This is a genomic window from Cytobacillus sp. Bac17 (genome assembly GCF_024519925.1).
GTDB lineage: Bacteria > Bacillota > Bacilli > Bacillales > Cytobacillaceae > Cytobacillus > Cytobacillus pseudoceanisediminis.
In genome coordinates this window covers 19,366-33,336 of record NZ_JALJRC010000044.1, presented here as the reverse complement: position 1 = coordinate 33,336, position 13,971 = coordinate 19,366, and the positions used below count along the sequence as shown (strand labels likewise).

15 protein-coding genes and 1 riboswitch are annotated in these 13,971 nt (G+C 41.7%); of the genes, 7 read left to right on the top strand and 8 right to left on the bottom strand.

Annotated elements, in window-relative coordinates:
* Positions 1–142: 142 nt before the first annotated feature.
* From asnB to NR125_RS26855, 3 genes are all read right to left on the bottom strand, one after another.
* The gene (asnB, locus tag NR125_RS26865; RefSeq protein WP_009333384.1) at positions 143–2,047 is read right to left on the bottom strand and encodes an asparagine synthase (glutamine-hydrolyzing); all 1,905 of its coding nucleotides are present in this window, start codon (positions 2,045–2,047) and stop codon (positions 143–145) included.
* Between the two features lie 348 nt (positions 2,048–2,395).
* Positions 2,396–3,589 (bottom strand): methionine adenosyltransferase, encoded by a 1,194-nt coding sequence (metK, locus tag NR125_RS26860; protein ID WP_256816501.1) that lies wholly within the window; start codon positions 3,587–3,589, stop codon positions 2,396–2,398.
* A 325-nt stretch (positions 3,590–3,914) separates the two neighbouring features.
* A riboswitch (SAM riboswitch) is annotated at positions 3,915–4,031 on the bottom strand.
* A 105-nt stretch (positions 4,032–4,136) separates the two neighbouring features.
* Positions 4,137–4,511 carry a thiol-disulfide oxidoreductase DCC family protein gene (locus NR125_RS26855; RefSeq protein WP_009333386.1) on the bottom strand — a complete coding sequence of 125 codons (375 nt, stop codon included), beginning with the start codon at positions 4,509–4,511 and terminating at the stop codon, positions 4,137–4,139.
* A 219-nt stretch (positions 4,512–4,730) separates the two neighbouring features.
* On the opposite strand from NR125_RS26855, the gene pckA reads away from it, so the two are divergent.
* Positions 4,731–6,317, top strand: a complete 1,587-nt coding sequence (pckA, locus tag NR125_RS26850) for a phosphoenolpyruvate carboxykinase (ATP) (protein WP_009333387.1) — start codon at positions 4,731–4,733, stop codon at positions 6,315–6,317.
* A gap of 331 nt (positions 6,318–6,648) precedes the next feature.
* Here the strand turns inward: pckA and NR125_RS26845 are convergent, their stop codons facing one another.
* Complete coding sequence (locus NR125_RS26845) at positions 6,649–6,891, bottom strand: DUF2584 domain-containing protein (RefSeq protein ID WP_009333388.1); 243 nt, start codon at positions 6,889–6,891, stop codon at positions 6,649–6,651.
* A gap of 79 nt (positions 6,892–6,970) precedes the next feature.
* Complete coding sequence (locus NR125_RS26840; protein ID WP_192907807.1) at positions 6,971–7,756, bottom strand: alpha/beta hydrolase family protein; 786 nt, start codon at positions 7,754–7,756, stop codon at positions 6,971–6,973.
* A 166-nt stretch (positions 7,757–7,922) separates the two neighbouring features.
* On the opposite strand from NR125_RS26840, the gene NR125_RS26835 reads away from it, so the two are divergent.
* From NR125_RS26835 to NR125_RS26825, 3 genes are read left to right on the top strand one after another with little or no spacing between them, the layout of a single operon-like run.
* Positions 7,923–8,918, top strand: coding sequence for an ABC transporter substrate-binding protein (locus NR125_RS26835; protein WP_009333390.1), 996 nt, complete (start codon positions 7,923–7,925; stop codon positions 8,916–8,918).
* A gap of 21 nt (positions 8,919–8,939) precedes the next feature.
* Positions 8,940–9,719, top strand: coding sequence for an ABC transporter ATP-binding protein (locus NR125_RS26830; protein WP_009333391.1), 780 nt, complete (start codon positions 8,940–8,942; stop codon positions 9,717–9,719).
* On the top strand, positions 9,646–10,506 hold the full coding sequence (locus tag NR125_RS26825; protein WP_372675488.1) for an ABC transporter permease: 861 nt from the start codon (positions 9,646–9,648) through the stop codon (positions 10,504–10,506). Before NR125_RS26830 ends, NR125_RS26825 begins: the two co-directional genes overlap by 74 nt.
* Positions 10,507–10,533: 27 nt before the next feature.
* Here the strand turns inward: NR125_RS26825 and ytkD are convergent, their stop codons facing one another.
* Positions 10,534–11,001 (bottom strand): RNA deprotection pyrophosphohydrolase, encoded by a 468-nt coding sequence (gene ytkD / locus NR125_RS26820; RefSeq protein WP_019383006.1) that lies wholly within the window; start codon positions 10,999–11,001, stop codon positions 10,534–10,536.
* 164 nt (positions 11,002–11,165) lie between these two features.
* On the opposite strand from ytkD, the gene NR125_RS26815 reads away from it, so the two are divergent.
* Positions 11,166–12,035 carry a DUF6612 family protein gene (locus NR125_RS26815; protein ID WP_019383005.1) on the top strand — a complete coding sequence of 290 codons (870 nt, stop codon included), beginning with the start codon at positions 11,166–11,168 and terminating at the stop codon, positions 12,033–12,035.
* Positions 12,036–12,149: 114 nt separating this feature from the next.
* Here the strand turns inward: NR125_RS26815 and NR125_RS26810 are convergent, their stop codons facing one another.
* Positions 12,150–12,479 carry a hydrolase gene (locus tag NR125_RS26810; RefSeq protein ID WP_192907808.1) on the bottom strand — a complete coding sequence of 110 codons (330 nt, stop codon included), beginning with the start codon at positions 12,477–12,479 and terminating at the stop codon, positions 12,150–12,152.
* Positions 12,480–12,754: 275 nt separating this feature from the next.
* On the opposite strand from NR125_RS26810, the gene NR125_RS26805 reads away from it, so the two are divergent.
* The gene (locus NR125_RS26805; protein WP_009333396.1) at positions 12,755–13,012 is read left to right on the top strand and encodes a DUF6154 family protein; all 258 of its coding nucleotides are present in this window, start codon (positions 12,755–12,757) and stop codon (positions 13,010–13,012) included.
* A 194-nt stretch (positions 13,013–13,206) separates the two neighbouring features.
* Here the strand turns inward: NR125_RS26805 and NR125_RS26800 are convergent, their stop codons facing one another.
* Entirely contained in the window at positions 13,207–13,644 is a 438-nt protein-coding gene (locus tag NR125_RS26800) for a Dps family protein (RefSeq protein WP_071156769.1), read from the bottom strand.
* A gap of 127 nt (positions 13,645–13,771) precedes the next feature.
* Between NR125_RS26800 and ytzI the strand changes: the two genes are divergently transcribed.
* Positions 13,772–13,954 (top strand): YtzI protein, encoded by a 183-nt coding sequence (gene ytzI / locus NR125_RS26795; protein WP_019383003.1) that lies wholly within the window; start codon positions 13,772–13,774, stop codon positions 13,952–13,954.
* Positions 13,955–13,971: the final 17 nt, after the last annotated feature.

Here is a 13,971-nt window from a genome sequence, read left to right as displayed (position 1 = left end):
GGAATATAACCAGCATCGTTATCAATGGGGCTTAAATAAAATGACCCCGGGGCAATACCGGGGCCATTTACTAGCCGCATAGGCGCTTTTTAAACTGTCCGTAAATCGGGGCACAGTTCACACCTGATGGACGTTTTTATTTTTAGCCTTTAAGCGGCTGCAAGTCTTTATTTAACAAATACTCTTTCTCAAAAGAATACTTTTTCTCCACATATACCTGATGCCAAACCATGAACATAAGAACTGTCCAGATTTTGCGGCTATTGTCCGCTTTATCCTGACAATGGTCTTCTAGCAGCTGCAGTACGTAATCTTTATTAATTAGATGATCTGTGCTGCTTTCACGAATGATATTTTTCGCCCATTCATTCATCTCGTCTTTCAGCCAGTGGCGGATTGGCACAGGGAATCCAAGCTTCTTGCGGTTCAGCACATGGTCTGGAACGACTCCTTCAGCAGCTTTGCGAAGAATATACTTCGTAGTTCCATTGGCCGTTTTCAGGCTGGTCGGAATTTTGGAAGCCACTTCAAACACTTCTTTATCAAGGAACGGAACACGAAGCTCGAGAGAATGAGCCATCGTCATTTTGTCCGCTTTCAATAGAATGTCTCCGCGCATCCACGTATGAATATCGATATACTGCATGCGGTCAACCGGATCATAGCCCCGGCTTTCTTCATATAGCGGTTTAGTGATATCCGTATAATTTAAGCTGTCTTTATATACATGAAGCAGGCTGCGCTTCTCTTGCTCTGTAAACATTTTTGCATTTCCAATGTAGCGCTCTTCCATTGGTGTTACACCGCGTTCGATAAAGCTTTTCCCCTTCATTCCCTCTGGCATCATGTTTGCAATCATGCGTAGAAGCTTTTTGCCGATGGCAGGAATTTTATTGAAGACTTCCAGGGATTGTGGTTCACGGTAAATATTATAGCCGCCAAATAGCTCATCAGCGCCCTCACCTGAAAGTACAACCGTTACATGCTTGCGTGCTTCTCTTGCTACAAAATAAAGGGGCACACAAGCCGGGTCAGCAAGCGGATCGTCCATATGCCACATGATTCTCGGAATCTCATTCATGTATTCCTCAGGAGTTATGATGTAGCTGATGTTTTCGACACCCAGCTTTTCCGCTGTTTCTTTCGCTACATCCACCTCGCTGAAGCCATTGCGTTCAAACCCGACGGAGAATGTTTTAATAGCAGGATGGAATTCTTTCGCAATGGAAGCAATGATGGAAGAATCGATTCCGCCTGAAAGAAATGAACCTACCGGAACATCGGCGCGCATATGCATTTTGACTGAGTCGAACAAAACATCTCTAATTTCTTTCGTGAAATCAGCTTCTGACTTCTGCACTGGAAGGAAAGCAGCTTTCCAATATCGCTTAATATCCATTTGAGCACCAATTTTTTTAGTAAAATAATGGCCAGGCTCAAGCTTATGGATTCCCTCTGACATCGTGTTTGGCTCAGGCACAAACTGATAGGTCAGATAATGCTGGAGGGAGTCATAGTTTAATACATCATTTTGAAGAGCCAAAAGAATGCTCTTCTTCTCTGATCCAAAGAACGTGCGGTCTCCCTTATCGTAATAAAAGAAAGGCTTAATCCCAAATGGATCTCTGGCTCCATATAGAGACTGTTCCTGTTTATCCCAAATGACAAACGCAAACATACCGCGCAATTTTTCAACAGCCTTTTCTTTCATATGGCTGTAAAGGGCAATTATGACTTCTGTATCGGAGCTTGTTTCAAAGCTTAATCCAGCTTTGAGAAGTTCTTCACGAAGTTCCACATAGTTATAGATTTCACCATTAAAGATAATCCAATAACGCTCATTCTCGTATGTCAGCGGCTGGTGTCCGCTTTCGATATCGATAATGCTCAGCCGGCGGAAGCCGAATTGAATATGGTCATCAAAATAGTATCCTGAATCATCGGGACCCCGATGGGTAATGATATCATTCATATTTTGGAACTGTTCTTTATCTGCGTCACGGTAATTTTGTGCTTTTTCATGTACACAACCAATAAAACCACACATTATGTACGTCACCTACTCCATTCTTTTCTCAATATTTAGATACAGCCTTAACGGCTCCTTTTTCTTAGAAAACATACCCTATAATACTACCACTAATCATTTATAATTAGCACGTGGAATATAAAAAAAATATGCACGGAAAATTAAGCCATTATCCGAAGTTTATACGATAACATATAATTATAAACGACTAAAGAGCATAAAGACCGAAAAGTGAATAAACACCCTTTATGTATAATGACGCAAAAAAGAAAGCGGGAGTTACATTGATTAATGCAACTCCCGCTTTTTATATTTTTGTCTCCCCCTTAAAGTATCGGGGATGGCCAAAGAGCTTCCGCTTTTCTATTAAGCTTCAGAGCGAAGGATTTCAGCTTTGTCCGTACGCTCCCAAGGAAGATCAACATCTGTACGTCCGAAGTGTCCGTAAGCAGCTGTCTGCTTGTAAATTGGGCGGCGAAGGCCAAGCATGTTAATAATTCCTGCAGGGCGAAGATCAAAGTGCTTTCTAATTAGATCAACTAGTACATCTTCATCGACTTTGCCTGTTCCGAATGTATCAACAGAAATCGACACTGGCTGTGCTACACCAATCGCATAAGCAAGCTGAACTTCCACTTTCTCAGCTAAACCTGCTGCCACAAGGTTCTTCGCTACATAACGAGCAGCATAAGCAGCAGAGCGGTCAACCTTTGTAGGATCCTTACCGGAGAACGCGCCTCCGCCATGACGGGCATATCCGCCGTAAGTATCAACAATGATTTTGCGTCCAGTCAGGCCTGCATCCCCTTGAGGTCCGCCGATTACAAAACGTCCTGTTGGGTTGATGAAATACTTTGTATTCTCATCGATTAGTTCTTTGGGAACAACCGGGTTAATAACATGCTCCTTAAGATTGCGCTGGATTTGCTCCAGGCTGATCTCAGGGTGATGCTGGGTAGAAATAACGATTGTGTCAATGCGGACTGGCTTGTCATTTTCATCATACTCAACCGTTACCTGAGTTTTTCCGTCCGGACGAAGGTAAGGAAGAATTTCTTCTTTACGAACTTCAGTCAGACGGCGGGAAAGTTTATGTGCTAAAGAAATCGGAAGAGGCATTAGCTCTTTCGTTTCGTTGCATGCAAAACCGAACATTAAACCCTGGTCCCCTGCACCGATTGCTTCGATTTCCTGATCACTCATTTGTCCTTCCCTTGCTTCAAGAGCCTGGTCAACACCCATTGCAATATCTGCTGACTGCTCATCAATGGAAGTTAAAACTGCACATGTTTCGGAATCGAAACCATATTTAGCACGGGTATAACCGATTTCTTTTACCGTTTCACGAACGATTTTTGGAATATCTACGTATGTAGATGTTGTGATTTCACCTGCAACTAATACAAGTCCAGTTGTTACAGAAGTCTCTGCAGCAACACGGGCATTCGCATCTTTAGCTAAAATCGCATCTAAGATTGCATCAGAAATTTGGTCACAGATTTTATCCGGATGACCTTCAGTAACTGATTCAGAAGTAAACAAACGACGCTTTGTTGACATCTGGCTTCCTCCTTATAAATAGAAAATTGAGCGAGAATTAAGAAATGGGGAAGCGGAAAAGAACTTTTCCCTGTCATTTCATGGATCTCTGTTTGATACGGAACTCATTCCCTTAGTAGTATGAAATAAACATGGAGTTTTTATTAGAAAAATAGGCATCGCTGGCTAGAAAGCCAGGCATCCATCTTTTCTTATGCCTCTCTGCAAGCTGCTAAAAACTCACATAAATAGTACATTCCAAAAGCCGTTCATCCCATTGCCTGTGCAAAATAAAAAACCTTCTCAATAGTGAAAAGGTTGAAAGCAAATCGATTCGCGCCTTTCACTCTTATCGTTCAAGGAATTACGTCCTTGCGTCAGGTTAGCACCTTTGCTGATAAATGCCTTTTAGCAGGTTGCTGGGTTTCATAGGGCCTGTCCCTCCACCAGCTCGGGATAAGAGAGTATCCGTTCAAGGTTGAATCATACCGTATTTTATCGAATCATGTCAACAAGTTTTCATTATTTTTAACAGTAAAATTTCAGCATTGAAAATTATGCTCCATGCTTACAGCGAACAGCTTCCATCATCACATTTTTTCTTTAGAAATTTATGCCTGTTTTTAGCAATCCATTTGTAGATCGGATCGCCCAGTATTGGCGTCAATGGGAGATATAAAAGGAGGCTGATTAAAAAGGAGGCAGGAAAGAGGAACAGCAGTCTCCTTACTGCAGAATAACCCTTTTTCACACCGCCCGATGGAGTAATAATATGAAGCTCTCTGCGCAGGTCATGCTTGGAAAACGAGAGAGAATCCGGGATTTTTTCATACTCCTGCAGAGAAATCCATACCACTTTATTCAGCCAATCAAGTTTTTTAAATATCTTCTTTGTTTCCTTGCATAAAGAACAAGTTTCATCATAGAGGGCAATTGTCTTCATTTTAGATCAGTCCCATGTTAAAATTAACACTTTCTTCTATATTAACATATATCAGTTATAAGGTGATTAAAGTGGAATTGCATGTCCAATTATGACATTTTTATAACATGAATAAAAAAGTTTCGTAATAGTATAGACTAATCGTTTTAATGTGTTATACTAATTTCGAGATGTAATCACTTTCATAAAAAAATCGGAAAAAAGGAAGGTATTCATCAGATGAACTCTGTAAGCATATCAAACGAATTGAGCGAATTATTAAATGGCAGCAACATTCAAGTGCAATTATCCGTTCCTCAGCTTGTGGAAAAAGTTTTAAACCGCAATGAAGGGTCCCTTACCTCTACTGGCGCCGTACGCGCTACTACAGGAAAGTATACAGGACGTTCTCCTAAAGATAAATACATTGTTGAAGAAGCATCAAATAAAGATAAAATGGATTGGGGCAGCGTAAACCAGCCTATCTCTGAAGAAGCATTCTCTAATCTTTATAATAAAGTAATCAACTACTTAAAAGAAAAAGAAGAAGTATTTGTTTTCAAAGGCTTCGCAGGCGCAGATAAAAAGCACCGCATGCCAATCCAGGTAATTAATGAATATGCCTGGCACAATCTTTTCGCACATCAGTTATTCATTCGTCCGGCAGAAGACGAGCTATTGGATCATCAAGCAGAGTTCACAGTCATTTCTGCTCCTAATTTCAAAGCAGACCCTGCAGTTGACGGCACAAAGTCCGAAACATTTATCATCATTTCATTCGAGCGCCGTACTGTTTTAATCGGTGGTACTGAATATGCAGGCGAAATGAAAAAGTCCATTTTCTCTGTTATGAACTATATGCTTCCAGAAAACGGGATCCTTCCTATGCACTGTTCCGCGAACGTTGGTCGTGAAGGAGATGTTGCTTTATTCTTCGGCTTATCCGGAACAGGGAAAACAACCTTATCTGCAGACCCTAACCGCAAGCTGATTGGGGATGACGAGCATGGCTGGTCAGCAAATGGCGTCTTCAATATTGAAGGCGGCTGCTATGCGAAATGCATTAACTTATCCCGTGAGAAAGAACCGCAAATTTTTGATGCTATCCGATTTGGGGCTGTATTGGAAAATGTGGTAGTAAACAGCGAAACTCGGGTTGCTGATTACGATGACAGCACTTTAACTGAAAATACACGTGCGGCTTACCAGCTTCAGGCCATCGATAATATTGTTGACCCAAGCATTGCCGGACATCCTAATACAATCGTATTTTTAACAGCTGACGCATTTGGCGTATTGCCTCCAATCTCTAAACTGTCAAAAGAGCAGGCAATGTACCATTTCTTAAGCGGATATACTTCCAAGCTGGCAGGAACTGAGCGCGGCATCACTTCACCGCAGGCAACGTTCTCAACTTGCTTTGGATCACCTTTCCTTCCGCTTCCTGCAAACCGTTATGCTGAAATGCTTGGCGAGAAGATCGATGAGCATAATGCAAAAGTCTTCCTGGTAAACACAGGATGGACTGGCGGAGAGTACGGAGTCGGTGAACGCATGAAACTTGCTTACACTCGTGCTATGGTGGAAGCTGCACTTGAAGGCGAACTAAACAACGTAGAAACAGTCAAAGACGAAATTTTCGGATTGGAAATTCCGCAGCACGTTACGGGTGTGCCTGACGAAGTTCTTCAGCCAAACAAAACATGGGCAGATCAGGCTGCTTATGAAGCAAAGGCAAAAGAACTCGCTGCAAAATTCCGTGAGAACTTCAAGAAGTTCACAAGCGTTTCTTCTGAAATCGAAGAAAAAGGCGGACCAATCGCATAATATAGAAAAGGAATTGCAGCTTAGCAGCAATTCCTTTTTTATATTTCATTTTATAAGTCTTCAAGCTCGAACGAATAAGTTTCTTGCATGCAGACTTATAGTCGTTGATCGGCACAGTGCGCTTCGATTAGTTCCAGTTCGCACTCTTTTTCTATTTCTCAGTAGCACTATTCCTTCTGTTTAAGTCCTTTCGCAACTCCTTTTCCTCGCTCAGCGGCACTATTCCAACTAATCATTCTTTCTCATTCCCTGATTAAAAAAGCACTATTCTCACTTGCGATTTGCAGAAATCTTTTGAACAAAAAAACGCCGGACTAAGTCCAGGCGCTCTTTAGTTTGTTGAGTTTAGAGAAACAAGCTGGTAAGTAATGAGTGTCTGGCTGTTTTCCCATTCTACTTTTCTAATAATACCCATTCCGTTCAGGTCTCCGTCAATTGTTCTTTTTACCTCGACAGGGATATCGAGCGGATATAATCGGTATCCGTCTTTGACAAGCGAAAAGAAATTTTCATCAAGTCTTTTTTCCCTTCCCTTTGTCACGATCATTGTGTTCAGCTCTAAAGGCATACCCATTGGTATCTCTCCTTCATTCTTAATATCCTTACCTCTATTTTACCCCACCTTTTTCCGCTCTGAAAGTCTTTAATTTTATCTACCCATTGCTTTTCATCCACGCACTTAAATCCTCTACTGTCTTCCGGTTCACGGCTGGCGGAAAGTAGTGGGTATATTCAGGGAAATACCAGCTGCCTACTTCTTTTTTAAGAGCCTTGAGCCTTTTTTCCAGGCGATAGGAATGCTCCACCGAAACATTATGATCCTGTTCCCCATGGATGATTAAGACAGGCGCCTCCAGCTGTTCCAGCCGAAAAAGCGGGGTGCGATATTTATACCTTTCCGGAAACTTCGTCGGGGTTCCGCCTATTACACGTTTCATCATTCTTCGGAGATCCTTGCGCTCCACATAAGTGAGAAACATATCACTGACCCCTCCCCATGTTACAATGGACGCGGCTTCCGGAAACTCGATTGCAGTAAGCAATGCCATTACGCCACCGCGGGAAAAGCCAAATATATGGACTCTTTTTACCCGTGCACGCTCCTGAAGAAGAGTGAAAGCGGCAAACGCGTCCTGTCTGTCCTCCCCTGCAAAATCTTCGTTTCCATCTCCCCCTTGGTTGCCTCTGTAAAAAGGGGCGAATACAATAAAGCCTTCACAGGCAAACTGGACAATCCGTGAAGGCCTTACTTTCCCGACATTTTTTATGCCTCCTCTCAGGTATAGGAATCCATCATATAGCTCCTCCCCCTTTGGCTCTGCCAGCAGGCCTTTTATATGTAATCCGTTTGCATGATATGTGACAACTGATAATTCGATTGCCGGATTTGGCGAAGGAAATCTCTGTTTATTTATGATTTGGCCATTTTGGAATTCCATGTCCTCATTCCCCCTCTTGAAGTAATCTGAATACGACTAATAGTATGAGCTTTATGACCTCCGCCTAAAAATGTTTCCATGGGCATTCACACATTTTTTCGATTTTCATACGATATCCTAGGCTTTTAAATCTGACTTTTTTAGCATAAGGGAGGTCTTATGGCTTATGAAAAAATGGATGAAAGTAAGCATGCTTCTTTTGCTTACGGCGATACTTATTGTTCCTTTGGCCGCTTGCGGAAAGGATGAAATGCAAAACGTCCGTATTGCCGAAGTGACACGTTCCATCTTCTATGCTCCGCAATATGTAGCCCTTGAGAAGGGTTTCTTTGAAGAAGAAGGTCTTAAAGTAGAGCTTACGACTACAGCAGGCGGAGATAAAACGATGACAGCTTTGCTTTCAGACAGCGCTGATGTGGCGCTTGTTGGCTCTGAAACATCGATTTACGTATCCGCGCAGGGCTCCAATGACCCGGTTATCAACTTTGCACAGCTAACCCAGACAGATGGAACATTTTTAGTTTCCCGCAATAAAATCGACAATTTTTCCTGGGATATGCTGAAAGGCAAAACATTCCTTGGCCAGCGCAAAGGCGGTATGCCGCAAATGGCCGGTGAGTTTGTTCTGAAAAAGCATGGAATTGATCCTCACGCAGATATGGACTTGATTCAAAATATTGATTATGCCAATATCGCTCCGGCCTTCGCTTCAGGAACAGGCGAGTTTGTTCAGCTGTTCGAGCCGACTGCCAGTGTTTTTGAAAAAGAAGGCAAAGGCTATATCGTAGCTTCTTTCGGAACAGAGTCCGGTCATGTACCATATACCACATTCATGACAAAACAAAGCTATATTGATGAAAATAAAGAAACGGTCGAAAAATTCACAAGAGCGATTTATAAAGCACAGCAATGGGTTGAGACACACAGTGCGAAAGAAACGGCAGAAACCATTCAAGGATATTTCGACAATACCGAGCTTGATATCATTGAGATGGTAGTAGACCGCTATAAGAGCCAGGGATCCTTTGCAACAGATCCTATCCTGGACACTGAAGAATGGGAAAATCTGCAGAACATCATGGACGAAGCAGGAGAGCTCCCTAAGCGCATAGAGCATGACACACTTGTCAACACAGAAATCGCTGAAGGTGTAATGAAGTAATAAACGAAAGAGGAGGCCGACATGAATTTTTTAAAGGTAGATGCTGTCCACCACACTTATTTTACGAAAACCTCTGCTGTAACGGCCCTCTCCGATATTTCGCTTGAAGTGGAGGAAGGCGAATTTGTTTCCTTCCTCGGCCCAAGCGGATGCGGCAAGACAACTTTGCTTTCCATCATAGCAGGCCTGTTTGAACCCACAGAAGGCACTGTAACACTTGAAGGAAAGCGGGTTGAAACGGCAGAAAATGAAATTGGCTATATGCTGCAGCAGGATTATCTTTTTCCCTGGAAAACGATTGAAGAAAATATCCTGCTGGGGCTGAAAATCGGGAACAGCCTTACTCCAGACAAAAAAGCTTATGCTCTGCAGCTCCTTAAGGAGATGGGATTAAAAGGTGTAGAATCACAGTTTCCGAAGCAGCTTTCAGGCGGAATGCGCCAGCGTGTTGCCCTTGTAAGAACACTTGCAACAGAACCAAAGCTGCTCATGCTTGATGAACCCTTTTCCGCATTAGATTATCAAACCAAGCTGAAGCTTGAGGATTTGGTCTCTAACACGCTTAAATCTTTTGGTAAAACAGCCATACTGGTTACCCATGATATTGGTGAGGCAATCAGCATGAGTGATCGCGTTTTTCTCTTTTCCGCAAGGCCCGGACAGCTTCATAAAACGTTTGTCATTCCGAAAGAATTAAGAGATGAAACTCCTTTTAACGCAAGAAATCATGAAGCATATCCAGCAATTTTTCAAACTATATGGAAGGAGCTGGAGTCCCTTGAGCCCGCAGGAGAACGTTAAATTCCTCCACCAGAAATATATCCAGTCGTTGAACCGTGAAAAAAAATGGGTCCGCTTCTATCAGGCTGTCATCTTTATCGTGTTTTTTTCAGGGTGGGAGCTGGCAAGCCAAAAGCAATGGATAGATCCGCTGATTTTCAGTTCGCCTTCTAAAGTATGGGGGTTATTTTTAACCAAAATCCAGGATGGTACCTTGATGGTGGATTTAGGCTATACTTTGTCAGAAACCGTTTTTGGATTCATTTTGGGTACTTTTTTAGGCACATTGCTTGCAGCCATTCTCTGGTGGTCACCGATGCTATCGAAAATAGCGGATCCCTATTTGGTTGTCCTGAATTCAATGCCAAAGGTTGCCCTTGGCCCGATATTAATCGTCGCATTAGGCCCCAGTTTTACTTCAATTGTAGCCATGGGAGCGATTATTTCCATCATCATCACAACCATTGTCGTCTATACATCTTTCAAAGAAGTAGACCCCAATTATATTAAAGTGCTTCAGACCTTTGGGGCGAATCGATTTCAAATCTTCAGGGAAGCCATTTTGCCTGCTTCATTCCCGACTATCATTTCCACTTTAAAGGTGAATGTCGGGCTATCATGGGTCGGAGTCATTGTCGGCGAATTCCTCGTATCTTCAAAAGGTCTCGGATACATGATTATTTACGGCTTCCAAGTATTCAACTTCACCCTTGTCATGCTGTCATTGCTGGTAATTGCTGTTTTTGCAACAGTGATGTATCAGCTTGTCGAACTTCTCGAGCGAAAACTGATTAAAAATGGATCTTAAAAAAACGGCACAGTGTATTGCCGTTTTTTACTTTTCCTTCATGATTTTTTCGAGGCAGTTTTCAATTACTTTATCCTTCATGATAAAACTGTATTGACTGTTCCATCTGTCTTCCAGCATGTTTCCCTCTGTCAGGATGGGACCGTCAGTTTCAAAATATTGCTCCTTTTTGTTAAGGCTCTCCACCTCTGCGAAAAAAATGGCTTTGACAAAACGTTCGGTTCCAAAGTTTACTTCATATTCACCAATAAAATGTAAATCCTTTAAGTCCGCTCCTGTTTCTTCATATACCTCTCTTCTGGCTGCCTCATCAAGTGACTCCCCCTGTTCTCTCTTGCCGCCCGGAAATTCCCACCCCCGCTTTTTATGATTCGTCAGCAGCCATTGATCGCCATAGCGGCAAATGACCAGAACATGTCTTGGCTCTGTTCCAAAAGCTCTTTTATTAAAAGAAAATCTCACTTCCCCGCCGTTCGCATCCAAAAAGGTTTCCATACTTTTCCCTCACTCGAAAATAAATTTCTGTTGTTATCATTATATATGTTTATTATTTATTTAAAAACTTCTGGGCCTAAAGTATCAAATTACATATTTTTGAAACTTTTTTCCTTTTTTTCCCGTAAAATTAGCTGACTAACCAAAATAGAGGAGTGTATACCTTGAAAAAGTCCCTTGCAATTCTTATTGGCTTCTTAATGATTCTAATGCTGGCTGCATGCAGTGAGACAGCAAAACCTGTAAATGAATCTGATGGTGGCACAGACAAGGAAGAAACCAAAGCAGAAGAAGCTTCAGAATTGACACTGGAGGAAGTTTTAACGAAATCAACCGAGGCTTCAGAAGAGCTTAAAAGCTTCTCCGTAAATATGGATATGAGCCAGGAAATGAGCTCAGGCACTGAAGGGGAAAATATGAATATCGATTCTGTCATTGACATGGATGTTACAACAGATCCAATGGCCTTCTATCAAAAGATGACTATGTCGATGGACGGCACAGAAGAGTCATATGATATCGAAAGCTATTTTACTGAAGAAGGCATGTTCCTTTATGACGCCGCCGGTAAGCAGTGGATGAAGTTCCCTAAAGAAATGTCGGATGATTTGCTTCAAATGTCCAGTCAGCAGACGAATCCTGGTGAAGAACTAAAAAAATTGCAGGAGTTCGTGGACGACTTTACGTTTGAACAGGACGCAGAAAACTACATCCTAAAGCTGAAAGCCGATGGAGAAAAGTTCAATGATTTTGTGAAGGAAACAGCAGCAGAAACGCTCCCGCCTGAACTGGCCGCGAACGGAGAAATGCTTGATAACATGAAAATTAACGGCGTGGAATACGAAATCGTGATTGATAAAGAAACTTTTTATCCAAGTGTGCTGAATATGATTATGGAAATGGAAATCACGGCTGAAGGCCAGACCATCTCCATGAAGCAGAACATGAACGGCCAATACTCAAACTATAATAAGGTAGAGGCTATAGCTGTTCCGCAGGAAGTTCTTGATACAGCTGTAGAAATGGAAATGTAGAAAAGCTGAGGCATCGCCTCAGCTTTTTATGCTACTAAATATTACTTGGCACTTCGAGAGCTTTCCACCTGCCCCATTCAGGTGCAGGGGGTGGGCGATGCGCTTCCGTTTTTCTTATTTATGTTCCTCTTCGGTGAGGATCCCCATGCTTTCAATATGCTTTCTTGCTTCATCATCTCCAAGATCATAAATCATTCCATAAATTTTCTTCATTGTATCATCATAAGCATCATTTTCACGGTCATAATGGTATTGAACATAAGGAACATGGGCCCTGTAAAAATTCTGCCACTCAGTTGAATAGTTCTGGTCAAAATATTCTCTTAAGGAAATGATTTCATCATCTGTTGCCTCTATTTTAAAATTCCATGTTGAGCCAGTGGCACTTTGCGAAATCTCCCCAGAACCAAGCGTTATATAATACGTCTTTTTATTCCCTTCCAATCATGTCAGCCCCTTTTTTGTTCATTCCTGTGACACAGCTTCAACACCGGTTGCTTTATCTTAAATATCATTACTTTTTCATTTCTATAGTTATCGTATCCCACATTTATGATAAAATTATACGAAATTACGATCATTCTTCATAAGCTTACATATACTAAGTTAAATAAATGGGAAACGGCTTCTCAATTTATCCGGGTGAATATTTTCCTGCATCAGGGGTATTAAATTAAGTATACTAAATAAAACAGGCGCATTATTAAGGAGGTGTTATCATGAAACTGATTGATGAGCTATATGAACTTTACAGGAATAAGCTGACAGGTGATGAAGAGGATATCGATATGCTCGCTTTTGCCTTCTTAGAAGAAATGGACAGAGAAGACCTGCTGAATATCATCAAGGATCTCGAAAATCAGGAATTATATGATTTAATGGGGCTTTATCTGATTGAGAGCTTAAAAGGGAAATTTGCCAGTGAGAATTACGGCCAGCGCAGAAGCCCAATCATTCATCACCGTAACATACACTAAACTATACATATCCGGAATTATTCACTATCCATATTATTTAAGGCGGCGATAAGCCGCTTTTTGTTTTATTGTACCTACACGCCGGGAGTAAGGTAAGCACAAAGGTAAGGAACCCGGTTTAGATTTGTTCCGAAGGCACTCCCTCTTTTTTTTTTGCATACAAAAAGACCAGCTTTCCAGCCAGTCTTTGTTTATTAGCCAAGGTATGCTTTTAGCATCCAAATATGTTTCTTTAAGCTTTGCTTTACAGCAATCAGCATGTCGCCTGTTCCTTCATCTTTGGCTTCTTCTGCTAGCTCAATGGCTTCCTGAAGCTCGTCCACCATTTTTTCGAAGTCATCAACGACAGATTGGACCATCTCTTCTTCATTTTCTTTTCCTGTCGCTTCTTCGAGAGAACTGGTCTCAAGAACTTCCTTCATAGTCGCAACCGGCTTGGCTTCAAGAGCCAGGATTCTCTCAGCCAGTTCATCAACATGTACGTTGGCTTCATTATAAAGTTCTTCAAATTTTGCATGAAGGGTAAAAAAGTTTTTCCCTTTAATATACCAATGGTAATTGTGAAGCTTTACATACAGAACAGTCCAGTTTGCTACTTGCTGGTTAACAGCCTTTACCAATTCTTTACTCATATAAATCATCCTCCCAACAATAGATTACCCACATTAACAAAAATCAAACCTGTACCTTGGTGATTGCGAAATCTTTCATGAAAGAGCTGCTTTCATGGTAAAATATTGATAGAAAAGGGGGAGAAACATGTATACGGTATTAGTCATATCGATTATCATTGTGATCGTGGTACTGCTTTTAAGCGTCATTACCACTTCAAAAGCTTACCAATTCAAACATACGGTAGACCCAGTTGATCCGCTTCCTGACAGCGAGCAGGAACAAAAAGAGGCTAAAGAAGACCAAGAAGATAACCAAAACCGTTCATAAGCATACGCTATTATATA